Here is a 25,088-nt window from a genome sequence, read left to right as displayed (position 1 = left end):
AGATGGAAACTGTTACAGCAATTACAGAGAAAAAAGAAAAAAAGAGAAGAAATGAATCATCACCATGGCGACAGGCTCTTAAAAAAATAAAGAGAAATAAGATGGCACTCGTGGGGTTTTATGCACTAATGTTTATGTTTTTATTTTGTTTTGTCGGTCCGCTCTTTTCGCCATATGCATCAGGGAAAATACAAGTCGCTTTAATTAACAAACCACCTAGTTTTTCACATTGGCTCGGTACAGATCAATTGGGAAGAGATATTTTAACAAGACTTATGCAAGCAGGACGCATTTCATTAACAATTGGATTAGCTTCAATGGTCTTATCGGTTATACTTGGAGCTTTATTAGGAGCTATTGCAGGTTTTTATCGCGGGATTGTCGACAATATTATTATGCGTCTTGCAGATATTTTAATGTCGATGCCGGGATTGCCGTTGCTTATTATAATGGGAGCTATTTTATCAGAATGGAAAGTACCATCTGATTATCGTCTTTATGTCATTATGATTATTTTAAGTTTAGTAGGTTGGCCAGGACTTGCACGTCTTGTAAGAGGTCAAATTTTATCACTCAGGGAGCAAGCATTTATGCAAGCTGCTGATGTGTTAGGAATGAAAGATTACCGGAAAATTATATATCATTTAATCCCTAATGTTTTACCGATCTTAATTGTTGTATCCACATTAGGTGTTGCAGGCTCTATTTTAGGGGAATCCGCACTAAGCTACTTAGGTCTCGGAGTCGTCCCGCCTACACCATCATGGGGAAATATGATTAGTGCAGCTAACTCATTAATCGATTTCCAAAAGCGTCCGTGGTTATGGATTCCGCCCGGTTTTGCAATTTTTATAACAGTTGTATCAATTAATTTACTTGGTGATGCACTTCGTGATGCGTTAGATCCAAAGATGAGACGGTAGGTGAGGGAATATGAGTAAAGCGGTAGTAGAGCTGAAAGATTTGCAAACACACTTTCAGACAGAAGAAGGAACAGTAAAGGCTGTTAATCATGTTAGCTTTGCAGTTCGAGAAGGTGAAACAGTTTGTGTTGTAGGTGAATCGGGTTGCGGAAAGAGTGTAACGGCGCTATCGATTATGGGACTTATTGCTGAATCAGGAAGTGTAGTAGGTGGAGACATTTTATATGGAGGAAAAAGTCTTTTAGGTATGAAAGAGAAAGAGCTTCGTAGTTTACGAGGAAATGATATTGCGATGATATTCCAAGAGCCGATGACATCGCTGAATCCCGTCTTCACTGTAGGAGAACAAATTGTAGAAACGTTAAGAGAGCATGAATTACTTAGTAAAAATGAGGCGTATAAAAAGGCAATCGAATTAATTCGTAAAGTTGGTATAGCTCGTGCGGATGAAATTGTCCATTCGTATCCACATGAACTAAGTGGAGGCATGTTACAACGCATTATGATTGCTGTTGCGCTTAGTTGTAATCCTAAGTTATTAATTGCAGATGAACCGACAACTGCTCTTGATGTTACGATTCAAGCTCAAATTTTAGACTTACTAAGACAGATAAAAGAGGAATTTAAAACATCGATTTTATTAATTACACATGATTTAGGCGTTGTAGCAGAAATGGCTGATTACGTTGTCGTTATGTATGGCGGAAAAGTTATTGAGGAAGCTCCAGTACTAGAGATATTCCAAAATCCGAAACATCCGTATACGAAAGGTTTGTTGAAATCAAAACCGGTAATGGGAAAACGAATAGATAAACTATATTCTATTCCAGGGCAAGTTCCGAATTTAGTTGGCTTAGGTGAATTTTGCTATTTTAGTGGTCGTTGTGAGCATTGTATGGAAATATGTAAAGAAGAGGCACCAAATTTGAATGTGCACGATGAGAACCATAAAGTAGCTTGCTGGTTATATGAGGAGCGTGCGGAACAATGAGTGAACCATTATTAGAAGTGAAAAACTTAAAGACGTATTTTCCAATTAAGGGCGGCATATTTAGTAGAACGATTGGACATGTAAAGGCAGTTGATGGAGTAAGTTTTACTATTAATAAAGGTGAAGTGTTTGGCCTAGTTGGAGAATCAGGAAGTGGAAAAACAACGATAGGAAAAACAATTTTACGTCTCGTCCAAAAAACGGAGGGAGAAGTAAAGTTTAAAGGGCACGATGTTTATTCCTTATCCAAGGAGGAATTGAGAAAACATCGCCCTAATATGCAGCTTGTTTTTCAAGATCCATTTAGTTCATTAAACCCAAGAATGAGAATTGGAGAAGCACTTGGTGAGCCGATGTTGGCTCACGGACTAGCGACGAAAGAAAATGTTCGTGCAAAGGTGATAGAAGTATTGGAGTTATGTGGTTTAGCTCCGTATCATATTGACCGGTATCCTCATGAGTTTTCTGGTGGGCAACGTCAGCGTATCGTTATCGCAAGAGCTATGGTATTAAATCCAGAATTCATTGTAGCTGACGAACCTGTGGCAGCACTAGATGTATCTATTCAAGCACAAATCATTAATTTATTTAGTGAGTTACAGGAGAAAAAGGGATTATCTTATTTATTCATTTCACATGATTTAAGTGTTGTGGAACATTTATGTACAAAAATAGGAATTATGTATTTAGGAACGATTGTAGAAACGGCACCGCGTGATGAGTTATTTACGAATCCACTTCATCCGTATACAAAAGCATTGTTATCAGCTGTGCCAATACCAGATCCAACAGTGAAGCGGGAGCGAATTATACTAGAGGGGGATATTCCCAGTCCAGCAAATCCACCTTCAGGTTGTCGTTTTCATACACGCTGCCCGTTTGCGACAGATGTTTGTACACAAACGGTACCAGAGTTTCGTAATGTTGGTGAAGATCATTTTGTTGCTTGTCATCATGTATAAAAGAGAAGGACCCTTTCAGAAGTTGAAAGGGTCTTTTTTTTATTTACTAGATAAAGTTTGTTTTAAAACAAATTGCTCGATTGCATGGGCAACACCATGTTCATTGTTTGTTAATGTTACAACGTCACATAATTTTTTTACATCTTCTTCAGCATTTCCCATTGCAACAGATAAACCAGCAACTTCTAACATTGGTACATCATTAAAATTATCACCAATAGCAATTGTATCTTCAATTGGTATATTAAAATGAGCTGCCATCTGCTGTAGCCCATTTCCTTTATGGCCATTCTTATCCATAATTTCTAAATTAGTAGGAGCAGATGCTGTAACCATAATAGCAGTGTCTTCTTGTAACATACTTAATAACTGGGCGCGATGACCTGCATTGAACGTTAAAATGAAGAATTTAGATATTTCGAGTTCTTGATTGTTTACAACATCTTCGATTTTTTGGAAATCAGTAATTAGGTTTGATTTCTTTTGTTTTTCTGTAATTCTTTCGAGTTCTTCTAATGTAACATCTAGCGCATGCTTGTTTTCTTCGAATGCCTGCATCACTTGATCTTGCCATGTAGAAGGAGAGTAAACCCCTTTATTTGTATATAGCTTATATGGAAAACCTTCAGCTTCTAGTAATTTTGCAAGTTTGTACACTTTATCGTTTTGTAAACAACGCGAGTTAATTACTTTTCCATCCACGTAAACAATTGCCCCATTGCTTGCTCCAACTGGAAGAGCTAATTGGTATTCTTCCAATAGTTTTAAAGCATCCTCTTTTGCGCGGCCAGAACAAATCATTACAATATGTCCAGCTTCTTGTGCAGTTTGGATTGCTTGTAAGTTCTCTTTGGAGATTTCAAGATTAGATGATAGTAGTGTACCATCCATATCTAATGCGATTAATTTCAAAATGACCACCTCTTTGTTTTTATTATACATAGTTATATAGAGGAAACATATAAACTTATCTTGGAAAGATAGTATTTTGTCCTATAGTGTACCATCCAGTGAAAACCTAGTAGATTCAATCTTACTTATTAAAGATTCACCTTGATTTGTAACAAAAGTAGAGAGGAATATAGTTATATTTAGGTTTATGACTGTAATGTTACACGAATGTTACAAACGTGAATGTAGTGGGAAATGCATTGAAATAGGGTTTTTAAGGGTGTTTATAAAAAAACGTAAAAAAAATGTAATAAAATTTACGTAATCATATTGCAACGTAATAATAGTTATGTTACATTAATGTTACAAACGTTACGTTATCAAATTCAATGTAACGATAACATAAAAACTATGAAAAAAACATTTCTTAGAAATTACATATAGAAAACTTATTCAAAGGGAGGATAAATGATATGAAAGAGCAAGTATTACAAGTAACAAAAGGTGACTTCGTAGGATCAGCAAGTGGAGCGGTAGTATTAACAGCATTAATCGTATTTCTATCAAGCGTATTAGTATAATAGAAGTTTTGTAACAAAAGATAAATGAAGGGAGAATGAAAGATATGAAAGAGCAAGTATTACAAGTAACAAAAGGTGACTTCGTAGGATCAGCAAGTGGAGCGGTAGTATTAACAGCATTAATCGTATTTCTATCAAGCGTATTAGTATAATAGAAGTTTTGTAACAAAAGATAAATGAAGGGAGAATGAAAGATATGAAAGAGCAAGTATTACAAGTAACAAAAGGTGATTTCGTAGGATCAGCAAGTGGAGCGGTAGTATTAACAGCATTAATCGTATTTCTATCAAGCGTATTAGTATAATAGAAGTTTTGTAACAAAAGATAAATGAAGGGAGAATGAAAGATATGAAAGAGCAAGTATTACAAGTAACAAAAGGTGATTTCGTAGGATCAGCAAGTGGAGCAGTAGTGTTAACGGCATTAATCGTATTTCTATCAAGCGTATTAGTATAATAAAAGTTTTAAATTGTACAAAATGAAAGGAGAATGAGGAATATGAACAGTGAACAAGTGCTACAAGTAACAAAAACAGATTTATTAGGATCATTAGGTGGAGCAGTAATATTAACATCATTTATTCTATTCCTTGCAAATATATTAGTATGAGAAATATAAATACAATTATTCAAAAAAAATAAAGACTCTAACGTATTAGTAAGTAGTTAATATGTTGGAGTCTTTTTTGTTTTCCCCACATATATACCTTCAATTATGAATATTTTCCCCTTACTTTAAAGAGAAAAAAGTCGAATTTTATATGTAAGAAAAAAAGAGGAATTTGACAGAAAAGATAGAAAATTTTAAAGGTCAGAAATTGTTAGCCTGCTAACTAATTTCTATAAATTGATGTTGGAAGCGTTTTCGGTTGGTTTTAGGTATGGACCATTTAATCTATTTACAGGGGGATGAAGAGATTATGAAACAAAAATCTATGGATACGCTAGCTGCACAAATGGAGGACTTTTTTCCGGTACGTGATGTAGATCATTTGGAGTTTTACGTAGGGAATGCAAAACAATCGAGTTATTACCTTGCGAGAGCGTTCGGATTCAAAATTGTGGCTTACTCTGGATTAGAAACAGGAAACCGTGAAAAGGTATCTTATGTTCTTGTGCAAAAAAATATGCGTTTTGTTGTGTCCGGGGCCCTAGGTAGCGATAATCGTATCGCAGAGTTTGTAAAAACTCATGGTGATGGTGTAAAAGACGTTGCATTACTTGTCGATGACGTTGATAAGGCTTACTCGGAAGCGGTGAAACGTGGTGCCGTCGCAATTGCTCCACCTGAGGAGTTAACAGATGAGGATGGTACATTGAAAAAAGCAGTTATTGGTACGTATGGTGATACAATTCACACGCTTGTAGAGCGTAAAAATTATAAAGGAACATTTATGCCAGGATTCCAAAAGGTTGAGTTTAATATTCCATTTGAAGAATCTGGTTTAATTGCTGTAGATCATGTAGTTGGTAACGTTGAGAAAATGGAAGAGTGGGTTAGTTATTACGAGAATGTTATGGGCTTTAAACAAATGATCCATTTCGACGATGATGATATTAGTACAGAGTATTCGGCATTAATGTCAAAAGTTATGACGAATGGAAGTCGTATTAAGTTCCCTATTAACGAACCAGCAGATGGAAAGAGAAAATCGCAAATTCAAGAATATCTTGAATTCTATAATGGAGCAGGTGTACAACATCTTGCCTTATTAACGAGTGATATTGTTAAAACAGTTGAAGCGCTTCGTGCAAATGGTGTGGAGTTTTTAGATACACCAGATACGTATTACGATGAGTTAACTGCGCGAGTTGGAAAAATCGATGAGGAAATTGATAAGTTAAAAGAATTAAAGATTTTAGTAGACCGTGATGATGAGGGCTATTTACTGCAAATCTTTACGAAACCAATTGTAGACCGTCCAACTTTATTTATTGAAATCATTCAACGTAAAGGTTCTCGTGGATTTGGTGAAGGGAACTTTAAAGCATTATTCGAATCAATTGAAAGAGAACAAGAGCGTCGCGGAAATTTATAAGATTTGTATCCACCAGCAAGAATTCTTTTGCTGGTGGAAATTTCATTTTCATAGGGAGGAATTATGATGAAATTTGTTACATTTCGTCTCCCTTCGAAAGAAATGCGAGCTGGGTGGCTTGAAGGTGACAAAGTAATCGATATGAATCTTGCTAGTGACGGAAAAGTCCCTTCCTCTATGCTCGCCTTTTTAGAGAAAGCGGATGAGTATGTAGAGCTGCTGCGTAATAGTAAGAATCCAAACAAGGGTATATATTCCTTAGAAGAAGTACAATTGACAGCTGTTATTCCTAATCCGGGTAGCATTCGAGATTTTTATGCATTTGAACAGCATGTAAAAACAGCTCGCGGACGAAGAGGACTAGATGTTGTACCTGAATGGTATGATGTCCCGGTTTTTTATTTTACTAACCATCGTGCTGTTATTGGTCCAGATGATTTTGTAATTGGTCCGAAGAAGTCTAAAAAGCTTGATTATGAATTAGAGATTGCTTGTGTAATCGGAAAAGAAGGAAGAAATATTTCTCGTGAGCAAGCAGAGGAATATATTTTTGGTTATTGTATTATGAACGACTGGAGTGCAAGGGACTTACAAGCAACAGAAATGAAGGTAGGGCTTGGACCAGCAAAAGGAAAAGACTTTGCAACTTCATTAGGAGCGTATCTCGTTACGAAAGAGGAATTAGACATTTATCGTAATGGTAATCGATATGATTTAGAGATGACTGCTCACGTGAATGGGAAACTATTATCAAAGGGAAATTTCCAAGATATTTACTATACGTTTGCTGAAATGATTGAACGTGCTTCACAAGACGTGACCTTATATCCGGGAGATGTGATCGGTTCTGGAACAGTAGGAACAGGATGTATTTTAGAACTTGGTACAGAAGAGTGGCTACAAGATGGAGATGTTGTAGAGCTGTCGATTACTGGTTTAGGTACGTTACGTAATACGGTCAAAAAAGACATGAAAGCAGGTGATGGGCATGTTTTATCGTCACATGGGGGAGCTACCTCATAAACGACATGTACAATTTCGTAAAAAAGATGGAGCGCTTTATCGTGAACAGGTAATGGGAACGAAAGGTTTTTCTGGTACGCAGTCTATTTTGTACCATCATTATATGCCAACGGAAGTAGGTCATGCGGCAGTATCTCATTCTTGTCAGTTGCAGTATGAAGAAGATGTAGCTCTTGCACATCGTCATTTTCGCACGAAAGAAAATAAAAAAACGGGCGATGCAGTAAGCGGAAGAAATTTTATGCTTGGGAATGAGGATTTATTAATTGGAGTAGTGACTCCGACAGAAAAAATGGACTATTTCTATCGTAATGGCGATGGCGATGAAATGTTATTTGTTCATTATGGAACAGGAAAAATCGAAACAATGTTCGGAACGATTCACTATAGAAAAGGTGATTATGTAACGATCCCAATTGGAACGATTTATCGTGTTATTCCAGATGAAGGAGAGACTAAGTTTCTTGTTGTAGAGGCGAATAGCCAAATTACAACACCACGTCGCTATCGCAATGAATATGGGCAATTGTTAGAACATAGCCCGTTTTGTGAGAGAGATATTCGTGGCCCGGAAAAATTAGAGACATATGATGAGAAAGGTGAGTTTGTCGTAATGACAAAGTCGAGAGGATATATGCATAAGTATGTTTTAGGGCATCATCCGCTAGATGTTGTTGGGTGGGATGGTTATTTATATCCGTGGGTCTTTAATGTGGAGGATTTTGAACCAATTACAGGCCGTATTCATCAGCCACCACCAGTACATCAAACATTCGAAGGGCATAATTTCGTCATTTGCTCTTTCGTACCGCGTTTATACGATTATCATCCAGAATCTATCCCGGCACCGTATTATCATAGTAACGTGAATAGTGATGAAGTACTGTACTATGTAGAAGGAAACTTTATGAGCCGAAAAGGTGTGGAAGAAGGGTCTATTACACTTCACCCGAGCGGAATTCCTCATGGGCCGCATCCTGGGAAAACAGAGGCAAGTATCGGAAAAAAAGAGACGCTTGAATTAGCCGTTATGATAGATACATTCCGTCCGCTTCGTATTGTAAAACAAGCACATGAAACGGAAGATGAAAAGTATATGTATAGCTGGATTGAAGATGGTTCATATACTGTGAAATAAGCAAAAAGAGGCGTGCTCAATAAAGGGGCACGCCTCTTTAATATGTATAATGACACCAAAATAAGGTGATAGAAAGATTCTCAGAAAGAATAATAAGGATATTGTATATTCCGAAAGATTTCTACTTATTTCGACAAAAGTATTGACGAGAAAAAGTGTTATGAGTAAAATAAAAAAGCGAATTAAAAATTTTCAGAAAATTTAAAACTTGGAGGAGTGGACGATGAAGCAAATTTTTCAAAAGAAGCCTATTGCAAAGTTAATGCAAGAAAGTAAGCAAAAAACGTTAGCGAGAACATTGGGCGCACTGGATTTAACTATGCTTGGAATCGGAGCGATTGTTGGAACTGGTATTTTCGTTCTTACAGGCGTAGTGGCAGCAAAACATTCTGGACCAGCTATTATATTATCATTCGCGATAGCCGCATTAGCCTGTGCCTTTGCTGCATTTTGTTATGCTGAATTTGCTTCTTCAGTTCCTGTCTCGGGTAGCGTATATACATATACGTACGCGACGATGGGAGAAGTATTCGCGTTTTTAATTGGTTGGGATTTAATGCTTGAATATTTACTTGCTACATCTGCTGTAGCAAATGGATGGTCCGCTTATTTTCAGTCTTTACTAAAGGGATTTGGGATTCATATTCCGACCATTCTTTCTTCGGCCCCAGGCACAGGAAAAGGTGGAATAATTGATTTGCCTGCAGTCTTAATTATTTTAGTGATGACAGCTCTTTTATCTAGGGGTGTTCGAGAGAGTGCACGTGTAAATAATATTATGGTATTTATTAAAATAGCAGTTGTTCTTATTTTTATCTTTGCTGGTTTTAATTATGTGAAGCCTGAAAACTGGACGCCTTTTATGCCATTTGGTTTAGATGGTGTAATGGCTGGGGCTGCTACAGTATTCTTCGCATTTATAGGATTCGATGCAGTTTCAACAGCTGCGGAAGAAGTGAAACGTCCACAACGTGATTTACCAATCGGCATTATTGCATCGTTATTAATATGTACAGTTCTTTATATCGTTGTTTCACTTATTCTGACAGGAATTGTTCCATACGGACAGCTGAATATATCAGATCCAGTTGCTTTTGCACTTCAATTTATTGGACAAGATGGTTTAGCGGGGGTAATTTCAGTAGGGGCAATCACAGGGATTACAACTGTAATGCTAGTGATGATGTATGGGCAAGTTCGTGTTTCATATGCGATGAGCCGTGATGGGTTATTGCCGAAGCGTCTGGCTAAGGTTCACCCGAAATTTAAAACACCGTTTTTAAATACATGGACAACGGGTATTATTGCAGCATTGATTTCAGGATTAATAGATTTAAATGTATTGGCACACCTTGTAAACATGGGGACATTGTCAGCCTTTGCACTCGTAGCTGTTGCGGTTATTGTGATGAGAAAGACTCATCCGGATTTACCAAGAGCATTTAAGGCGCCACTCGTACCATTTTTACCAGCGTTAACAGTAATTTTCTGTTTATACTTAATGCTTCAATTATCAGGGACAGCGTGGATTAGTTTTGGAGTATGGATGGTTATCGGTATAGCGGTTTACTTCTTATATAGTCGAAAACATAGTGTTTTAAATAATAGTAAAAAAGAAGATGATGTAGCGAATTTATAAGTGGAAAAATCCATTCTAATTCTGTTAGAATGGGTTTTTTTATTTGAAAATTTACATTTTTCTGAATCTATTATAAGATAATTGTTGGTCAACTAAAGGGGTGAAAATATGAAAAATACATGGCGTGAGCTAAGGGAAATGGATCGTAACGTATGGATTCGATTTATCGGTGAGACATTGAATGGAATTGCGATGATGATGTTAATGCCTTTTTTCGCATTATATTTAAAAGATAAGGTAGATTCTTTATTACAGGTTGGAGTTATTATGGCGCTTTCTCCAATTGCTGCAAGCTTTGGATCGCTTATAGGTGGAAGAATTGCTGATATATATGGAAGAAAGCCGATTATGATATTTTCAATGGCAAGTAATGCATTATTAATGCTCGGTTTTTTATTTATAGAAGGGTTTATTTCATATGCAATTTTATCTGTTTTTTTAGGATTAAGTAATTCTTTATTTCATCCAGCTGCATCAGCGATGGTTGCAGATGTGACCGCGCCAGAAAAAAGAACCGAAGCATATGGTTTATTGCGAATGGGACACAATATAGGTGCTGCAATCGGTCCAATAATGGGTGCATCAGTAGTGGTGTTGTCAAAGAATCTTGTGTTTATTATTGCTTCTTCTACGATGCTATTTTATGCATTACTTGTACTAATTCTTATCCAGGAGACAATGCCAAAAGCAGCAGATAAAAAAGAAGAGAATGCAGAGAAGGAATCAGGTGCAGTTTGGAAAGTTTTAATGAGAGATAAGGCGTTAATGATTTATTTGTTAGCAGGTATCATTATTTCTATGGGATTTTCTCAAACAGAAGGCATGTTACCACTTCACTTTGATAATGAAATGAAGGATATTTTTGGAGTTAACAATCCATACCCGTATTTAATGGCGCTAAATGGACTATTAGTTGTGTTGTTCCAGTTTCAAATTTCAAAATGGGCGACAGATAAACCTGTCGGAAAGACGATGTTATACGGGGCGTGTTTGTTTGGAATTGGTTTGTTTTTTATAGGGTGGTTACCGAAGTGGTTTGGAGAATTTAATACAAATGCTACAATTATTTTAGTGACGTTAATGTTCGTGTATGCCATATATACGTTAGGCGAGATGATTATGTCGCCTGTACAGATGACGTTTGTAGCGAATTTGGCCCCTGAGCATTTGAGAGGAACTTATATGGGAGCAGCGAGTTTGCAGTGGATTACGGGAAGTGCATTTGGTCCACTTCTTGGAGGTTTTTTATTAGATAGATTACTCGGACATTTCTTATTTACAATTTTAGGTGTAGGATGTTTAGTTGCAGGTATTGTATACGTTTCTTTAGATCGCCTTGTGGAACAAAGGCAAAAGGACACACTAACCAAACAATCTTCTTAATAAAATAGGTGACATACACAAAAAGGGGATTTCTACATATTTTAGGTACATAACTAGATTAGGTTGCCATTTCATTTTGTGTAGTTGTGAAGAAAATGAAATAGAAAAGTGTAGAAATCCAATAAGTGGTGTCATTTAATTATTTGTGGAAGTTACATTTTATTTCAAATAGGAACTACCTATTTTTATAAAAAGTGCTAAAATAGAAAAATGAAAACAATTGGTTAGGGTGATTTAATTGACGAAAATTAAATTAGGTTTATTATATGGTGGAAAATCAGCTGAGCATCAAGTTTCGTTACAGACGGCTCTTGCTGCTATTAAAGCGTTAAATCAAGATAAATTCGAGATTCATCCGATTTATATTACAGAGCAAGGTCAATGGGTACGCGGTGAGCGTATTGAAGGTGAAGTAACGGATGTTGAAGCTTTAAAAATGAGCGGTGCAGAAAATTCGATTTCTCCGTTATCATTAAGCACGGAAATTATTCCATCTGCAACTTCTGAGGAAGATGCTATCGACGTTATTTTTCCATTACTACATGGACCAAATGGTGAAGATGGAACGGTTCAAGGGTTATTAGAATTAATGAACATTCCTTATGTAGGAAATGGTGTTCTAGCATCGTCTGCCGGTATGGATAAAGTTGTTATGAAAAATATCTTTGCAGAAGCTGGTTTGAAACAAGCGAAATATGCATCTTTCATTCGTAGTGCATGGGAAAAAAATCGCGAAGAAGCTTATGACAAAGTAGAAGAGAAGTTAGGGTATCCTTGCTTCGTAAAACCAGCAAACCTTGGTTCAAGTGTTGGTATTAATAAATGTAAAAATCGTGAAGAACTTGAGAGTGCATTTGAAGAGGCATTCCAATTCGACCGCAAAATTATTGTAGAAGAAAATATCGTAGGTCGTGAAGTAGAAGTTGGTGTACTAGGTAACGACGAACCGAAATGTTCAGTTGTAGGTGAAATCGTACCGAAAAAGGACTTTTATGATTATAAGTCGAAGTACATCGATGGTGATACAGCGTTAATTATTCCAGCTGAAATGACAGAAGAAGAGTCTAATGTAATTAAGCGAGATGCAATTGTTGCATTCCAATCTTTAGATGGTGCAGGCTTAACACGAGCTGATTTCTTCTTAACGAAAGACGGAGAAGTATATATTAACGAAGTAAACACAATGCCAGGATTTACGCCGTTTAGTATGTTCCCTCTATTATGGCAACATACTGGATTACCATATCCAGAATTAATTGAAGAGCTAATTCGTTTGGCGATTGAACGTCACGAAGAAAAACAAAAAATTAAATATACAATATAACAAAAAAGGAGGAGGCACTATTCGAAGGAATAGTGCTTCCTCTATGTAAGGAGTGTTTTCATGATTAATCGAACGTTAAAACAAGTAGAACAGATGATAAATGGTACGGGATTAGCAGAGCAGTATGAGGGAATTACTATACAGGGAGTGTCTATTGATACGAGAAAAATCGAAAAAGGAAATTTATATGTTCCGATTCAAGGTGAACGTTTCGATGGACATGCTTTTGTAGATAAAGCTGTTGAAAATGGAGCTGTTGCTACATTATGGATGAAAGATGTAGCAAATCCGCCTGAGAATCTTCCAGTTATTTTTGTAGAAGACACACTATTGGCATTACAAATGTTAGCGAAAAACTATCGCGATCAATTGGATGTTAAAGTTATTGGTGTGACAGGTAGTAACGGTAAAACATCTACGAAAGATATTGTAACAAGCCTTCTTGCGACTAAATTCAAAGTTCAAAAAACAGAAGGTAATTTCAATAACCATATCGGTTTACCTCTTACTATTTTAAACCTAGAAGAAAATACGGAAGTTGCTGTATTAGAAATGGGTATGTCAAGCCGAGGAGAAATTGAATTCTTATCTAAGTTAGCTCGTCCTAATGCAGCTATCATTACGAACATTGGTGAGGCGCATTTAATGGATTTAGGCTCTCGTGAGGCAATTGCAGAAGCGAAATTAGAAATTGTGGCAGGATTACAAGAAGGCGGAGTGTTCGTATATAACGGAGATGAGCCATTATTAACAAATCGTGTTCCTGAAATGAATTTAGCGACGGAAACAGTAACATTTGGTGATGCCAGAGCAAACGATTACTATCCAACGACTGTAACATTACAGGCAACTGGCACACATTTTAAAATGAATAGAGAAGAAAACATTTCATTCTATATACCAGTGTTAGGGAAACATAATGTGTATAATACACTTGCTTCCATGGCGATTGCGAAACATTTTGGTGTGACATGGGAAGAAATGAAACAAGGTTTAGTAACACTTCAAATGACAGGTATGCGCATGGAAATTGTAAAAAAGGATAGTGGGTTAACAGTTATCAATGATGCTTACAATGCAAGTCCGACAGCTATGGAAGCAGCATTCCATTTAATGAATGGTTTAGATGGTTTTTCTCAAAAAATCGTCGTGCTTGGTGATATGTTAGAGCTTGGAGACCAAGAGGTTCAATTTCATTATGAAGTAGGTAAATTAATTGACCCAGCAAAAATCTCATATGTATTCACATATGGTAGATTAGGGGCTCAAATTGCTGAGGGAGCGGAAATTAATTTCCCTGGTGAACGTGTAAAGGCCTATCATAATAAAGAAGAGCTTGTAAAAGATTTACAGGCGGTAGTTGGTAATAACGATGTTGTATTAGTTAAAGCATCTCGTGGTATGAAATTAGAAGAAGTTATTACGATGTTGAAATAATTGGTGAATATAAATAGGGATGATAGTCACGAAAATAGAAGAAACTTATAATAAGCGCTTACAGAGGATGTTAAAAAATAAAAGTGAAGAAAAAAAGTCCTGAATATGAAAATAAGGTAACAGTTGGGTTTGCTTTTTGCACATACAAAACTTATAATTGATAAAGTGTAATAACGTTTAAAAGTATTTTCGTGTAGAAATACGCCCGTTTATATACGTGAGCATTCAGGAAAAGGGCTTTTCCGCCAATTCGGAAAATGCCTTTTTTTAAATGATAAGTATAGGATAGAAAAGGAGAAGTAACATTGACAACATTTCGAGAATTAGGATTAAGTGAATCTTTATTGCAATCTGTTGAAAGTATGGGCTTTGAAGAGGCTACGCCGATTCAAGCTGAAACAATCCCACATGCATTGCAAGGTAAAGATATTATTGGGCAAGCGCAGACAGGTACAGGGAAAACAGCAGCATTTGGATTACCGCTATTAGATAAAGTAGATACTCGTAAAGAAGCAGTTCAAGGTATTGTTATCGCGCCAACGCGTGAATTAGCAATTCAAGTTGGAGAAGAACTATACAAAATTGGTAAACATAAACGTGTTCGTATTTTACCAATTTATGGTGGTCAAGATATTAACCGCCAAATTCGTGCTCTAAAAAAACACCCACACATTATTGTTGGTACGCCGGGTCGTATTTTAGATCATATTAACCGTAAAACACTTCGCCTACAAAACGTTGAGACTGTTGTTCTTGATGAAGCGGATGAAATGTTAAACATGGGCTTCATTGAAGATATTGAAGCAATTTTAACAGATGTGCCAGAAACACATCAAACATTATTATTCTCAGCGACAATGCCAGATCCAATCCGTCGTATTGCTGAGCGTTTCATGACTGAGCCTCAACACATTAAAGTAAAAGCAAAAGAAGTAACAATGCCAAACATTCAGCAGTTCTATTTAGAAGTGCAAGAAAAGAAAAAGTTTGACGTATTAACGCGCTTACTAGATATTCAATCTCCAGAGCTTGCGATCGTATTCGGTCGTACAAAGCGTCGTGTTGATGAATTATCAGAAGCATTAAACTTACGTGGTTATGCAGCAGAAGGTATTCATGGTGACTTAACACAAGCGAAACGTATGTCTGTATTACGTAAATTTAAAGAAGGTGCTATTGAAGTTCTTGTTGCAACAGATGTTGCTGCGCGTGGTCTTGATATTTCAGGCGTAACACACGTATACAACTTCGATATCCCACAAGATCCAGAATCATACGTTCACCGTATCGGTCGTACTGGCCGTGCAGGTAAAAAAGGTATTGCAATGTTATTTGTAACACCACGTGAATCAGGACAATTAAAAAATATCGAGCGTACAACAAAACGTAAGGTTGACCGTATGGAAGCACCGACACTTGACGAGGCACTAGAAGGTCAACAACGTTTAATCGCTGAAAAACTTCAAAGCACAATTGAAAATGATAACTTATCATACTACAAGCGTATTGCAGAAGAAATGTTAGAAGAGAACGACTCTGTAACAGTAGTAGCTGCTGCTTTAAAAATGATGACAAAAGAGCCAGATACAACACCAATCGCTTTAACATCAGAACCACCAGTTGTTTCAAGAGGTGGCGGTTCTAAAAAACGCGGTGGTAACGGAGGCGGATACCGTGATGGTAACCGTAATCGTAGTCGTGATGGACGCAGTGGCGATGGTCGTAACCGTGACCGTAACCGTGACGGACGCAGTGGCGATGGTCGTAACCGTGATCGCAATCGTGATGGTGGCCGTGATGGTAACCGTGGTCGTAGAGGTGAAGGTCAAGGTCGCCCTGGATCTTCTTCAAATGGACGCGGCGAAAGAAAACATCATAGCCGTCCACAAGCTTAATAAAAAAAGAGAATGCCCTTTGTTGGCATTCTCTTTTTTTATTTCTAAAATTGTACATACTACATAATAACTCATGTAGAAAAGAGGTACGATATGCTTGTAAGGCTTGGGTATGTTGCGATGAGTGTGCATTTGAAGAACGCATCTCCATCTCAAACGATGACATATGCACAGTTTCAACGGATTGATGATCGAGAGGCTGCGATTCGTAAACTTGAAAGAATCGCTAATTCGAATTTGGAAAATTGCTTGCGGTTATTAAAGCATAATAAGGGGCATGATATATCTTTCTTTCGACTTAGTTCTAAGCTTATTCCTTTAGCGAATCATGAGGAGTTGTTAGAGTGGAACTATATTCGTCCATTAAAAGAAAGTTTAAAAGTGCTAGGTGAATACGCAATTCGTATGAATATGCGTATTGATTTCCATCCGGATCACTTTGTTGTACTAAATTCACCGGAGGAAAGTATTTTTAAACAGTCAGTAAAAACTTTGCAGATGCACAAAAAAATGTTAAAAGGTATGGGGATTGCACATAAGCAACGATGTGTATTACATGTTGGAGGAGGTTATAAAGATAAAGAGCTCGCATTAGAACGCTTTATAGAAAATTGGTCTAACGTTCCAAGGGGTATTCAAGAAATGATCATGTTAGAAAATGATGATACAACCTTCACGCTAGCGGAAACATTGTATTTAGGAGAAAAATTAGACATTCCGGTCGTGTTTGATTTGCATCATCATACGATGAACAATGAACGAGAAGATTGGCATGAAGATTGGGCGCGTGTTGTTCATACGTGGGAAACATCTTTGTTACCAGTTAAAATGCATATCTCCAGTCCTAGAGATGAGAAAGACCCGAGGGCACACGCTGATTTTATTGATGTTGATGCATTCTTATCTTTTTTAAGAAGGATTAAGGGAAGTGTTGGGCAAATTGATTGTATGATTGAGGCGAAGCAGAAGGATGAGTCTTTATTTCAACTCATGAGAGACTTAAGTAAACAAATAGATGTGGAAATTATCGATGGTGCGAGCTTTTACATTAAATAAGCTCAGCACCATCGAATTTTTTTGTTAAAAAAGGAGTTAAAATACCACCGGTTATTAATCCTGCTAAATGGCTTATAGGATTGGCGAAAGGATTAAAGAAAGTAAATAATAGTAATATAAGTATCATGATTGAGAAAATAGCAATTTCTTTTGAGTGTGAAGGGCGGTATCGATTGTACAATAAAAATAGTTGGGCGCCTAGTAACCCGAAAATCCCACCAGATGCTCCCGTATGAATGTATTCAGGAGGCATAATAATATAAGAAGCGATATTTCCGGAAATACCGGGAAGAAAAAATAGAATGATAAAAGAAATGTGTCCGAGTTGTTTTTCGATAGAAGAGCCAAGAATAAATAAGCAAATACTATTAGAAAGAAAATGTTGTAAGTCCACGTGTACGAGCAGAGAAGTTATGACACGCCACCATTCTCCTTTAGTGATATATTCATTGTTAGCTGCCATTGGAAAGAGAAAGAAGTCGCCTAACATCATCATGAATAGTTGAATAAGAAGTAAAGAGAGGATGATTGGATTTAAGGAAATGCGAGTGGGTCGTATTAGCATGCTGGTAGTATCACTCCTTTTGCATCAGAATGATTCTCTGTTATTCTTACAATATGAAAGAAGAAAGCTAAATAGAAGAAGGGGATTTCGAAATGATTGTAGGGATTGGAATAGATATTATTGAATTGAATCGAATTGAAAAAATGCTAGATGGAAAGCTTAAATTTATGGAACGTATTTTAACTGAAAGTGAACGTAATGTTGCTATGGAACTGAAAGGGAGTCGCCTTACAGAGTTTGTAGCGGGAAGATTTGCAGCGAAAGAGGCGTATTCAAAAGCGGTAGGCACTGGTATCGGGAAAGAAGTGAGTTTTTTAGATATTGAAGTGAAAAATGATGATAGAGGGAAGCCGCTTCTTATTGCAAATACAGAGCATATTGTTCATTTATCAATTAGTCATAGTAAGGAATTTGCTGTTGCACAAGTTGTTTTAGAAAGCTTGTCACGCTAGTCTGCATATTTCATATCCTTGTCTCATATATTTGAGGTAGCGATAAGGAAGGTACACCTTCCATTCATTTATAGGGGCAAAGGGGCTGAAGTGATGAAAAGGCGTCTGTTTTTAGTTCTTGTCGGTTTATTGACCGTTTTTGTGTTGGCGGGCTGTATGGAAAAGAAACAAGATGATGTTGTGAGAGATTTAGAAGCGAAAGTGAAAGGGATGAAAAGTTATCAAGCTGAAGCGAAATTAACTATTAAAACAGGGAATGAGCCTCAGGAGTATAAAGTGGAAATTTGGCATAAAGAACCTTCTTTTTATCGTGTGAATTTACAGAATGCAAAAAAAGATCAGAGCCAAATTATTTTAAGAAATGAAGAAGGGGTATTTGTATTAACTCCAGCGCTTAATAAGAGTTTCCGTTTTCAAAGTGATTGGCCGCAAAATAGTAGCCAGGCCTATTTATATGAATCACTTGTAAGAGATATTTTGCAGGATAAGAAAAACCTTACTTTCGAGAAAACAGATAAATATTATATTTTCAAAACAAAAACAAACTATCAACATCAAAATATGTTACCGAAACAAGAGATTACATTGAAGAAAAGCGATTTAACACCAGTTTCGGTGAAATTAATGGATAATGATCAAAATGTTCTTGTGAAAGTAGATTTCTCTAAAGTGAAATTCGATGCGAAATTTGATAAAGGTGCATTTGATACGAAACAAAATATGTCTAGAGCGCAAGTAGATGTTCAAACAACAGCGAAAGAAGACAAACCATTTGCTATTTTGTATCCGCGTGATACGCCGCAAGGCATGACTCTGAAAGACGAAAAAGAGTTGAAGACAGACAGTGGCAAGCGTACGATACTCACATACACTGGAAATAAGAAATCCTTTACCTTAATACAAGAAAAGGCAAAAGTTGCAGAGGCTTCGTCAGCAGTAAGTGTAAGTGGAGAGCCGGTTGATCTTGGGTTTACGATTGGTGCATTGACGAAAGAATCTGTAACGTGGTCACATAACGGAGTAGAATATATGCTCGTGTCTAAAGGTTTAGAGCCGAATGAGTTGTTAATGGTAGCTCGTTCAGTTACAGCGAAGCAGGTGAAGTAAACTTCTTAGACGTGGTGATATATGTGCACCACGTCTTTTCTTAGTTTGAAGGTGGATTTCATAAAAGAAGCATATAAAAGAATAAGCTTCGCATATCGTGTATAAGGAAGTGTATTTATGGAAGAAGCGTCATTTTACCGTGATACTTGGGTGGAAGTGGATTTAGATGCGATTTATAACAATATTACGCATATTAAAGAGTTCATTCCGAGTAATGTTGAGATTTTTGCTGTAGTTAAAGCGAATGCATATGGGCACGATTATGTACCGGTGGCTAAAACCGCATTAGAAGCAGGTGCAACAAGATTAGCAGTTGCTTTTTTAGATGAAGCCTTAGTTCTTAGAAGGGCTGGTATTACCGTACCAATTTTAGTGCTAGGTCCTTCCCCGCCTCGAGATATAAATGTAGCTGCTGAAAATGATGTAGCATTAACTGTTTTTCAAAAAGAATGGGTGGAAGAAGCCATCAAACTATGGGATGGTTCATCTATAATGAAATTCCATATTAATTTTGATAGTGGTATGGGGAGAATTGGAATACGCGAACGCAAAGAATTAAAAGAATTCTTAAAGAGTTTAGAAGGTGCACCATTTTTAGAGTTAGAAGGAGTATATACGCATTTTGCAACAGCAGATGAGGTTGAGACTTCGTATTTTGATAAGCAATATAACACGTTCTTGCAGCAGTTAAGTTGGTTGAAGGAATTCGGAGTGGATCCTAAATTTGTCCATACAGCTAATAGTGCTGCAACTTTACGTTTTCAAGGAATTACATTTAATGCAGTACGAATTGGTATTGCGATGTATGGATTATCCCCATCTGTAGAAATACGTCCTTTTTTACCATTTAAATTAGAACCGGCGTTATCACTGCATACGAAAGTTGCTCATATTAAACAGGTGATTAAAGGGGATGGAATTAGTTATAACGTCACTTACCGAACAAAAACTGAAGAATGGATTGCAACTGTTGCGATTGGATATGCAGATGGCTGGCTTAGAAGATTACAAGGATTTGAAGTGCTTGTGGATGGTAAAAGAGTACCGATTGTAGGGAGAGTAACAATGGATCAATTCATGATTCATCTTCCTTGTGAAGTCCCGCTTGGTACGAAAGTTACACTCATTGGACGACAAGGTGATGAATATATTAGCGCTACAGAGGTTGCTGAATATTCCGGGACTATTAATTATGAAATTATTGCAACGATTAGTTTCCGTGTGCCGAGAATATTTATACGACATGGTAAAGTTGTAGAAATCATCAATTATTTGAATAATATATAGAAGATCATCTAATTTGCTTCTTGTCATTTAATTGAGCTTTTTATTGATGGAAAATATGCTCTTTTTTGATGAGAAGCTTTTACTTATAATCACTTTTAATATAAGTTTTGCATAGGAATTCTTTTGTTCCTTGTTTAAAATAAGATGAAAAATAATAGAAGATGAATGTTTTTCCTGTGAATTGGAAAACATAAGCAAGGAATAAGGAAGTCTTTGCAACAGGCTCCATACAATGGTATTATTACAATAGGTGTCATATATATATTTGGGTGTGTAGTTGACGGTGGAGGTGTATTTTTGTGTCCGAATCAAGTGTAACTACTGAAATCGTGGTTCGGTTGCCAAAGCAAATGGTAACGGAATTGGACGGAATTGGAAAACAAGAGAATAAGAATCGCCATGAACTAATTTGCCAGGCAACACAACTGTTATTGCGTCAACATAAGACGAAGAAACGCTACCAACATGAATCAATGCGACGTGGGTACATTGAAATGGGAAAAATTAATCTTGGTATTGCATCTGAAGCTTTCTTAGCAGAGTATGAAGCAGCTCATACGGTAGAACGCTTAGTTAGCGGGGGGTAATATTTTGATTGTAAAACGCGGCGACGTGTATTTTGCAGACCTTTCCCCAGTTGTTGGTTCTGAGCAAGGAGGCGTTCGTCCGGTTCTTGTCATTCAAAATGACATCGGAAATCGTTTTAGTCCAACGGTGATTGTAGCGGCTATTACTGCACAGATTCAAAAAGCGAAATTACCCACTCATGTGGAAATTGATGCGAAAAAGTATGGATTTGAGAGAGATTCTGTTATTTTACTTGAGCAGATTCGAACAATCGATAAGCAACGCTTAACGGACAAAATCACTCATTTGGATGAAGTGATGATGATTCGTGTAGATGAAGCGTTACAAATTAGTTTAGGACTAATAGATTTTTAAATCGGCAGTTTAAGTTGCTCTCTTTGAAGGGCAACTTTTTTTTATTATAGAGGAGGTTACGGTTGTATATGGAAATGGTAGATAATCGACAAGCGTTAATGAAAATGTTAGTGAAAGAATTAGGCTTTACCGAAAAGCAAGTTCGTCATGTTATTCAATTAACAGAAGAAGGTAACACAGTTCCATTTATTGCTCGTTACCGAAAAGAATGGACAGGCTCTTTAGATGAGGTGCAAATTCGTGCAATCTTAGAGAGATGGCAATATATGATGCAGCTTGAAGATAGGAAAGAAGAGGTTCTTCGTCTTATTGGTGAAAAGGGTAAGCTAACCGAAGAGTTGCGCCGTCATATTGTTGCCGCAACGAAACTACAGGAAGTAGAAGATTTATATCGTCCTTATAAAGAGAAAAGAAGAACGAAAGCGACGATTGCAAAAGAAAAAGGATTAGAACCGCTAGCTGAATGGTTATTGTTATATAAAAAAGAAGATCCGGCTAAAAAGGCTATGGAATTTGTTAATGCAGAAAAAGAAGTGGAATCTGCAGAAGAGGCGTTGCAAGGTGCGCAAGACATTATTGCAGAAATCGTTTCAGATGAAGCTGCGTATCGTAGTTGGATTCGGAATGTTACTTTTAGAAAAGGTGTTATGTCTTCGGTTGTAAAAGACGAAGAAAAAGATGAAAAGAATATATATGAAATGTATTACAGTTATGAAGAACCGTTGCAGAAAGTAGTACCGCATCGTGTATTAGCGATGAATCGCGGTGAGAAAGAAGATATATTGAGAGTTTCTGTTGTTCCACCAGTAGATGAGATAATAACTTTCTTATATAAGAAAGTAATCCGTGATAACGATTCAAAAAGTGCGCATTATGTACAATTAGCGATTGAGGATGGCTATAAACGATTAATTCAATCTTCGATTGAAAGAGAAATTCGAAAAGAATTAACAGAAACAGCTGAAGAACAAGCGATACATATTTTCTCTGAGAACTTACGTAATTTATTATTACAACCTCCAATGAAAGGGAAGGTTGTGCTAGCCGTAGACCCTGCATATAGAACTGGTTGTAAATTAGCTGTAGTAGATGATACGGGGAAAGTTCTATATATCGATGTTATTTATCCGCATCCACCTGTTCGTAAATATGATGATGCAAAAAAGAAAGTTCTTTCTATTATAGATAAATATCAAGTTGAAATGATTGCAATTGGGAACGGCACAGCTTCTAGAGAAACGGAAGAGTTTATAGTAGATGTATTACAAAGTGTGAAACAGGATGTTTTCTATATTATTGTAAATGAAGCAGGGGCAAGTGTGTATTCGGCTTCCGATTTAGCTCGTGAGGAATTCCCTGATTTCCAAGTTGAAGAAAGAAGCGCGGTTTCAATTGGAAGACGCCTGCAAGATCCACTTGCTGAGCTCGTGAAAATTGACCCTAAATCGGTAGGGGTGGGGCAATATCAACATGATGTAACTCAAAAGAGATTAAATGAATCGTTAACATTTGTGGTAGAGACAGCAGTTAACCAAGTTGGTGTGAATGTAAATACAGCTTCAGTTGCATTGTTACAATATGTTTCGGGGTTATCAAAAACAGTTGCGAAAAATATTGTAGCTAAGCGTGAGGAAGATGGGAAATTTACGAAGCGTACTGAATTAAAGAAAATCCCTCGTTTAGGCGCGAAAACATATGAACAGTGTATTGGGTTTTTACGTATATTAGAAGGCGCGAATCCGTTAGATCGTACAGGGATCCATCCAGAACAATATAAAAATGTCGAATTGCTACTAAAGAGTCTAGGGTTATCGAAGAATGATGTAGGGAAACCGAACTTGCAGGAGAGTTTAGAGGGAGTGGATGTTTCTAAATTATCTCAAGAGACGGAGATCGGTGAGCCGACATTGGTTGATATTATTGATGCCTTAATTAGTCCAGAGCGAGACATGAGGGATGAATTGCCAAAACCACTTCTGAAAAAAGGGATTTTGAAATTAGAAGATTTACAGCGTGGTATGGAACTGGAAGGGACAGTTCGTAACGTTGTTGATTTTGGTGCTTTTGTTGACATTGGTGTAAAACAAGATGGTTTAGTGCATATTTCTAAATTAAGCAAACAGTTTGTAAAGCATCCATTAGATGTTGTATCTGTAGGGCAAATCGTAAAAGTATGGGTAGATGATATTGATACAAAAAAAGGTCGTGTTGCATTATCTATGTTACCGATTGAATAGTAAGAAAAGAGAGCAGATAAAACTGCTCTTTTTTTTATGGAGTAGAAAGTGTAATGGATTATGAGCTTTGATGTATTTTGCTATAATAAAACCAGCATTCATTTAGCAATTTAATTTGATACCGGTTTTTTTCAAAATATGCACGTTGCATTTGTTTTTTTAGCCATGTAGGCATAGGAATCCCTCCTTGTATAATCCTACTCTCAAAAATGTACCTTTGTAGTTAAGGTACTATTGACGAGAGGTTAATGAGTGGATTTCTATTAATGTCGTATTTTTAGAAACCACGCTTCTTGAATGAGGATGGGTATATGTACTATTTAATATATGTATAGGAAGGGAGAAAAGTGTAAAAATATTTTTTTGTTTAGGAGGAATGAGAATGCATGAGAAAGAAATTCAGCAGCTAGTGGAAGAAGTATCCCTACGATACTTCGGGATGCCATTCTTACATAAAGCGATGTTTAATAATAGATTACGTACAACTGGTGGACGTTATCTATTGAAGAGTCACAATATCGAACTGAATTATCGATATTATGAAATGTATGGTAAAGAAGAATTAGTCGGGATTATTAAACATGAACTTTGTCATTATCACTTGCATATTACAGGGAGAGGATATAAGCATCGGGATAGGGATTTTCGTGAACTATTAAAAAAGGTAGGTGCACCACGTTTTTGTAAGCGAATGATTAATGAAGAGAAGGAAAAGAAGGAAAAGAAGGTTTATATGTATGAATGTATGGAGTGTTCGCTTCAATATGTAAGAAGACGTCAAATAAATACAAAAAGATATGTCTGTGGAAAGTGTAAGGGAAAACTAAAACCGGTAGCGAAAACATCTTGACAGTGAAAACGCAATCCAGTATATTATAAACATGTCACGTTTGTGCAAGATATTGTTAAAAAACATCTTGACTTACGATGAGAAGTTTTATAAGATACAAATTGTCTTCATTATTCCGCAGTAGCTCAGTGGTAGAGCTATCGGCTGTTAACCGATCGGTCGTAGGTTCGAGTCCTACCTGCGGAGCCATACAGAGAAGTACCCAAGTGGCTCAAGGGGCTCCCCTGCTAAGGGAGTAGATCGCTAACGCGGTGCGAGGGTTCGAATCCCTTCTTCTCTGCCATACATATTGGCCCGTTGGTCAAGTGGTTAAGACACCGCCCTTTCACGGCGGTAACACGGGTTCGAATCCCGTACGGGTCACCAC

The 25,088-nt window shown here is 36.9% G+C and carries 27 protein-coding genes and 3 tRNA genes; 27 read left to right on the top strand and 3 right to left on the bottom strand.

Annotated features, from left to right (window positions below):
- The first annotated feature begins 2 nt into the window (after positions 1 to 2).
- Genes opp4C through A6J74_RS15720 form a run of 3 tightly spaced genes read left to right on the top strand, consistent with a single transcriptional unit; the run spans position 3 to position 2,876 of the window.
- On the top strand, positions 3 to 923 hold the full coding sequence (gene opp4C / locus A6J74_RS15730) for an oligopeptide ABC transporter permease (RefSeq protein WP_000451063.1): 921 nt from the start codon (positions 3 to 5) through the stop codon (positions 921 to 923).
- Between the two features lie 10 nt (positions 924 to 933).
- The gene (locus A6J74_RS15725) at positions 934 to 1,914 is read left to right on the top strand and encodes an ABC transporter ATP-binding protein (RefSeq protein ID WP_000030779.1); all 981 of its coding nucleotides are present in this window, start codon (positions 934 to 936) and stop codon (positions 1,912 to 1,914) included.
- A complete protein-coding gene (locus tag A6J74_RS15720) occupies positions 1,911 to 2,876 on the top strand; it encodes an ABC transporter ATP-binding protein (protein WP_001294496.1) in 966 nt (321 codons plus the stop codon). Before A6J74_RS15725 ends, A6J74_RS15720 begins: the two co-directional genes overlap by 4 nt.
- Positions 2,877 to 2,915: 39 nt before the next feature.
- Here A6J74_RS15720 and A6J74_RS15715 read toward each other — a convergent pair whose 3' ends face one another.
- Positions 2,916 to 3,788, bottom strand: coding sequence for a Cof-type HAD-IIB family hydrolase (locus tag A6J74_RS15715; protein ID WP_000766429.1), 873 nt, complete (start codon positions 3,786 to 3,788; stop codon positions 2,916 to 2,918).
- Between the two features lie 452 nt (positions 3,789 to 4,240).
- Here A6J74_RS15715 and A6J74_RS15710 point away from each other — a divergent pair, with 452 nt between their 5' ends.
- From A6J74_RS15710 to uvsE, 14 genes are all read left to right on the top strand, one after another.
- On the top strand, positions 4,241 to 4,348 hold the full coding sequence (locus A6J74_RS15710; protein WP_000664237.1) for a DUF3948 family protein: 108 nt from the start codon (positions 4,241 to 4,243) through the stop codon (positions 4,346 to 4,348).
- A 35-nt stretch (positions 4,349 to 4,383) separates the two neighbouring features.
- Entirely contained in the window at positions 4,384 to 4,500 is a 117-nt protein-coding gene (locus tag A6J74_RS15705; RefSeq protein ID WP_000654250.1) for a DUF3948 family protein, read from the top strand.
- A 35-nt stretch (positions 4,501 to 4,535) separates the two neighbouring features.
- Positions 4,536 to 4,652, top strand: coding sequence for a DUF3948 family protein (locus A6J74_RS15700; protein WP_000654250.1), 117 nt, complete (start codon positions 4,536 to 4,538; stop codon positions 4,650 to 4,652).
- 35 nt (positions 4,653 to 4,687) lie between these two features.
- Positions 4,688 to 4,804 carry a DUF3948 family protein gene (locus A6J74_RS15695; RefSeq protein WP_000654250.1) on the top strand — a complete coding sequence of 39 codons (117 nt, stop codon included), beginning with the start codon at positions 4,688 to 4,690 and terminating at the stop codon, positions 4,802 to 4,804.
- A 42-nt stretch (positions 4,805 to 4,846) separates the two neighbouring features.
- Complete coding sequence (locus A6J74_RS15690; protein WP_001083697.1) at positions 4,847 to 4,957, top strand: DUF3948 family protein; 111 nt, start codon at positions 4,847 to 4,849, stop codon at positions 4,955 to 4,957.
- A 310-nt stretch (positions 4,958 to 5,267) separates the two neighbouring features.
- Positions 5,268 to 6,386, top strand: coding sequence for a 4-hydroxyphenylpyruvate dioxygenase (hppD, locus tag A6J74_RS15685; RefSeq protein ID WP_000810910.1), 1,119 nt, complete (start codon positions 5,268 to 5,270; stop codon positions 6,384 to 6,386).
- Positions 6,387 to 6,452: 66 nt separating this feature from the next.
- Complete coding sequence (locus A6J74_RS15680) at positions 6,453 to 7,409, top strand: fumarylacetoacetate hydrolase family protein (protein WP_000674026.1); 957 nt, start codon at positions 6,453 to 6,455, stop codon at positions 7,407 to 7,409.
- Complete coding sequence (locus tag A6J74_RS15675) at positions 7,375 to 8,547, top strand: homogentisate 1,2-dioxygenase (protein ID WP_000499906.1); 1,173 nt, start codon at positions 7,375 to 7,377, stop codon at positions 8,545 to 8,547. The genes A6J74_RS15680 and A6J74_RS15675 overlap by 35 nt, the downstream gene beginning before the upstream one ends.
- Before the next feature lie 223 nt (positions 8,548 to 8,770).
- Entirely contained in the window at positions 8,771 to 10,186 is a 1,416-nt protein-coding gene (locus A6J74_RS15670) for a branched-chain amino acid transporter BcaP (RefSeq protein ID WP_000809353.1), read from the top strand.
- A 108-nt stretch (positions 10,187 to 10,294) separates the two neighbouring features.
- The gene (locus A6J74_RS15665; RefSeq protein ID WP_000799751.1) at positions 10,295 to 11,569 is read left to right on the top strand and encodes an MDR family MFS transporter; all 1,275 of its coding nucleotides are present in this window, start codon (positions 10,295 to 10,297) and stop codon (positions 11,567 to 11,569) included.
- Positions 11,570 to 11,807: 238 nt separating this feature from the next.
- Positions 11,808 to 12,893, top strand: coding sequence for a D-alanine--D-alanine ligase (locus tag A6J74_RS15660; RefSeq protein WP_000161430.1), 1,086 nt, complete (start codon positions 11,808 to 11,810; stop codon positions 12,891 to 12,893).
- Positions 12,894 to 12,953: 60 nt separating this feature from the next.
- Entirely contained in the window at positions 12,954 to 14,330 is a 1,377-nt protein-coding gene (murF, locus tag A6J74_RS15655; RefSeq protein ID WP_000610669.1) for a UDP-N-acetylmuramoyl-tripeptide--D-alanyl-D-alanine ligase, read from the top strand.
- A gap of 305 nt (positions 14,331 to 14,635) precedes the next feature.
- On the top strand, positions 14,636 to 16,225 hold the full coding sequence (gene cshA, locus A6J74_RS15650; protein WP_000206605.1) for a degradosome RNA helicase CshA: 1,590 nt from the start codon (positions 14,636 to 14,638) through the stop codon (positions 16,223 to 16,225).
- Between the two features lie 93 nt (positions 16,226 to 16,318).
- Positions 16,319 to 17,281 (top strand): UV DNA damage repair endonuclease UvsE, encoded by a 963-nt coding sequence (gene uvsE / locus A6J74_RS15645; RefSeq protein WP_000961174.1) that lies wholly within the window; start codon positions 16,319 to 16,321, stop codon positions 17,279 to 17,281.
- Here uvsE and A6J74_RS15640 read toward each other — a convergent pair.
- Positions 17,274 to 17,846: a rhomboid family intramembrane serine protease gene (locus A6J74_RS15640; protein ID WP_000908503.1), complete on the bottom strand. Its 573-nt coding sequence runs from the start codon at positions 17,844 to 17,846 to the stop codon at positions 17,274 to 17,276. The genes uvsE and A6J74_RS15640 overlap by 8 nt on opposite strands.
- Positions 17,847 to 17,938: 92 nt before the next feature.
- Here A6J74_RS15640 and acpS point away from each other — a divergent pair, with 92 nt between their 5' ends.
- The 6 genes from acpS to A6J74_RS15610 all read left to right on the top strand — a co-directional run bounded on the left by acpS (position 17,939) and on the right by A6J74_RS15610 (position 23,871).
- Entirely contained in the window at positions 17,939 to 18,298 is a 360-nt protein-coding gene (acpS, locus tag A6J74_RS15635) for a holo-ACP synthase (RefSeq protein WP_000635048.1), read from the top strand.
- Between the two features lie 156 nt (positions 18,299 to 18,454).
- Positions 18,455 to 19,405 carry a LolA family protein gene (locus tag A6J74_RS15630; protein WP_002037834.1) on the top strand — a complete coding sequence of 317 codons (951 nt, stop codon included), beginning with the start codon at positions 18,455 to 18,457 and terminating at the stop codon, positions 19,403 to 19,405.
- Positions 19,406 to 19,522: 117 nt separating this feature from the next.
- The gene (gene alr / locus A6J74_RS15625; RefSeq protein WP_000390621.1) at positions 19,523 to 20,692 is read left to right on the top strand and encodes an alanine racemase; all 1,170 of its coding nucleotides are present in this window, start codon (positions 19,523 to 19,525) and stop codon (positions 20,690 to 20,692) included.
- 299 nt (positions 20,693 to 20,991) lie between these two features.
- Entirely contained in the window at positions 20,992 to 21,279 is a 288-nt protein-coding gene (locus A6J74_RS15620; protein WP_000004570.1) for an antitoxin EndoAI, read from the top strand.
- A 4-nt stretch (positions 21,280 to 21,283) separates the two neighbouring features.
- Positions 21,284 to 21,634 carry a type II toxin-antitoxin system endoribonuclease NdoA gene (gene ndoA, locus A6J74_RS15615; RefSeq protein WP_000635963.1) on the top strand — a complete coding sequence of 117 codons (351 nt, stop codon included), beginning with the start codon at positions 21,284 to 21,286 and terminating at the stop codon, positions 21,632 to 21,634.
- A gap of 68 nt (positions 21,635 to 21,702) precedes the next feature.
- Complete coding sequence (locus tag A6J74_RS15610; protein WP_000426215.1) at positions 21,703 to 23,871, top strand: Tex family protein; 2,169 nt, start codon at positions 21,703 to 21,705, stop codon at positions 23,869 to 23,871.
- A 58-nt stretch (positions 23,872 to 23,929) separates the two neighbouring features.
- On the opposite strand, the gene cmpA is transcribed toward A6J74_RS15610, so the two are convergent.
- On the bottom strand, positions 23,930 to 24,046 hold the full coding sequence (gene cmpA, locus A6J74_RS15605) for a cortex morphogenetic protein CmpA (RefSeq protein ID WP_001143642.1): 117 nt from the start codon (positions 24,044 to 24,046) through the stop codon (positions 23,930 to 23,932).
- A gap of 207 nt (positions 24,047 to 24,253) precedes the next feature.
- On the opposite strand from cmpA, the gene A6J74_RS15600 reads away from it, so the two are divergent.
- The 4 genes from A6J74_RS15600 (at position 24,254) to A6J74_RS15585 (ending at position 25,087) form a co-directional block, all read left to right on the top strand.
- Entirely contained in the window at positions 24,254 to 24,721 is a 468-nt protein-coding gene (locus A6J74_RS15600; protein WP_000544525.1) for a SprT family protein, read from the top strand.
- 114 nt (positions 24,722 to 24,835) lie between these two features.
- Positions 24,836 to 24,910: transfer RNA gene (locus A6J74_RS15595), tRNA-Asn, on the top strand.
- Between the two features lie 3 nt (positions 24,911 to 24,913).
- Positions 24,914 to 25,004, top strand: a tRNA-Ser gene (locus A6J74_RS15590).
- An 8-nt stretch (positions 25,005 to 25,012) separates the two neighbouring features.
- A tRNA-Glu gene (locus A6J74_RS15585) sits at positions 25,013 to 25,087 on the top strand.
- Position 25,088: the final 1 nt, after the last annotated feature.

Source organism: Bacillus sp. FDAARGOS_235, from assembly GCF_002073415.2.
GTDB lineage: Bacteria > Bacillota > Bacilli > Bacillales > Bacillaceae_G > Bacillus_A > Bacillus_A toyonensis.
The sequence above is the reverse complement of the archived record's forward strand: the minus strand, read 5'-3'. Positions and strand labels throughout refer to the sequence as shown.

Excerpts from the sequence above, each read along its gene's own strand:
- A6J74_RS15695 (WP_000654250.1), top strand. The coding sequence starts at position 4,688 with ATGAAAGATATGAAAGAGCAAGTATTACAAGTAACAAAAGGTGATTTC.
- A6J74_RS15600 (WP_000544525.1), top strand. The coding sequence starts at position 24,254 with ATGCATGAGAAAGAAATTCAGCAGCTAGTGGAAGAAGTATCCCTACGA.
- A6J74_RS15675 (WP_000499906.1), top strand. The coding sequence starts at position 7,375 with ATGTTTTATCGTCACATGGGGGAGCTACCTCATAAACGACATGTACAA.
- A6J74_RS15700 (WP_000654250.1), top strand. The coding sequence starts at position 4,536 with ATGAAAGATATGAAAGAGCAAGTATTACAAGTAACAAAAGGTGATTTC.
- acpS (WP_000635048.1), top strand. The coding sequence starts at position 17,939 with ATGATTGTAGGGATTGGAATAGATATTATTGAATTGAATCGAATTGAA.
- cmpA (WP_001143642.1), bottom strand. The coding sequence starts at position 24,046 with ATGCCTACATGGCTAAAAAAACAAATGCAACGTGCATATTTTGAAAAA.
- A6J74_RS15640 (WP_000908503.1), bottom strand. The coding sequence starts at position 17,846 with ATGCTAATACGACCCACTCGCATTTCCTTAAATCCAATCATCCTCTCT.
- A6J74_RS15670 (WP_000809353.1), top strand. The coding sequence starts at position 8,771 with ATGAAGCAAATTTTTCAAAAGAAGCCTATTGCAAAGTTAATGCAAGAA.
- uvsE (WP_000961174.1), top strand. The coding sequence starts at position 16,319 with ATGCTTGTAAGGCTTGGGTATGTTGCGATGAGTGTGCATTTGAAGAAC.
- A6J74_RS15705 (WP_000654250.1), top strand. The coding sequence starts at position 4,384 with ATGAAAGATATGAAAGAGCAAGTATTACAAGTAACAAAAGGTGACTTC.
- hppD (WP_000810910.1), top strand. The coding sequence starts at position 5,268 with ATGAAACAAAAATCTATGGATACGCTAGCTGCACAAATGGAGGACTTT.
- A6J74_RS15725 (WP_000030779.1), top strand. The coding sequence starts at position 934 with ATGAGTAAAGCGGTAGTAGAGCTGAAAGATTTGCAAACACACTTTCAG.
- A6J74_RS15710 (WP_000664237.1), top strand. The coding sequence starts at position 4,241 with ATGAAAGAGCAAGTATTACAAGTAACAAAAGGTGACTTCGTAGGATCA.
- A6J74_RS15720 (WP_001294496.1), top strand. The coding sequence starts at position 1,911 with ATGAGTGAACCATTATTAGAAGTGAAAAACTTAAAGACGTATTTTCCA.
- A6J74_RS15630 (WP_002037834.1), top strand. The coding sequence starts at position 18,455 with ATGGAAAAGAAACAAGATGATGTTGTGAGAGATTTAGAAGCGAAAGTG.
- murF (WP_000610669.1), top strand. The coding sequence starts at position 12,954 with ATGATTAATCGAACGTTAAAACAAGTAGAACAGATGATAAATGGTACG.
- A6J74_RS15610 (WP_000426215.1), top strand. The coding sequence starts at position 21,703 with ATGGAAATGGTAGATAATCGACAAGCGTTAATGAAAATGTTAGTGAAA.
- A6J74_RS15690 (WP_001083697.1), top strand. The coding sequence starts at position 4,847 with ATGAACAGTGAACAAGTGCTACAAGTAACAAAAACAGATTTATTAGGA.
- alr (WP_000390621.1), top strand. The coding sequence starts at position 19,523 with ATGGAAGAAGCGTCATTTTACCGTGATACTTGGGTGGAAGTGGATTTA.
- opp4C (WP_000451063.1), top strand. The coding sequence starts at position 3 with ATGGAAACTGTTACAGCAATTACAGAGAAAAAAGAAAAAAAGAGAAGA.
- A6J74_RS15680 (WP_000674026.1), top strand. The coding sequence starts at position 6,453 with ATGAAATTTGTTACATTTCGTCTCCCTTCGAAAGAAATGCGAGCTGGG.
- A6J74_RS15665 (WP_000799751.1), top strand. The coding sequence starts at position 10,295 with ATGAAAAATACATGGCGTGAGCTAAGGGAAATGGATCGTAACGTATGG.